The sequence below is a fragment of the Vibrio sp. 10N.222.46.A1 genome (assembly GCF_041473595.1).
Lineage (GTDB): Bacteria > Pseudomonadota > Gammaproteobacteria > Enterobacterales > Vibrionaceae > Vibrio > Vibrio tasmaniensis_A.
On record NZ_JBFRSN010001627.1, the window covers coordinates 1 to 608 of the forward strand.

At 44.2% G+C, this 608-nt stretch carries 1 pseudogene; it reads right to left on the reverse strand.

The annotated features are described in order from the left end of the window. Window positions 1-608: pseudogene (gene pyrG, locus AB4496_RS28520) on the reverse strand (CTP synthetase); the annotation flags it as partial.

Sequence of the window (608 nt, forward strand, 5' to 3'; positions counted from 1 at the left end):
ATCTAGGCCTTCTAAAACTTCTACGCCACGAGACTCAACGTCTTGTGAATCTACGTATTTAATATTAACGCTTAGGCGATTTTTCAAGCCCGCGTGTTTTAGCGCTTCATTTACTGATTTGTATGCGTCTGGTAGTTCAATGTACTTACCAACCATACCAATCGTCACTTCACCCGTTGGGTTAGCTTCTTCGTAAATTACTTGTTCCCATTCAGACAGGTCTGCTTCTGGAGCTGTGATGCCGAAACGCTTACATACAAGTTCATCAGTGCCTTGAGCTTTAATAAGCTGAGGGATCTTGTAGATAGAGTCAACATCGCGCATAGAAATAACTGCATTTTCTTGCACATTACAGAACAGAGCAATTTTCTTACGCTCGTTCGAAGGAATGTTGCGGTCTGAACGACAAACTAGAATGTCTGGCTGAATACCAATAGACAGCAGCTCTTTTACAGAGTGTTGCGTTGGCTTAGTTTTCACTTCGCCCGCAGCTGCTAGGTATGGCACTAGAGTAAGGTGCATGAACATTGCGCGTTCACGGCCTAGCTCTACTGCTAGCTGACGAATCGCTTCCATGAATGGTAGAGATTCGATATCACCAACCGTAC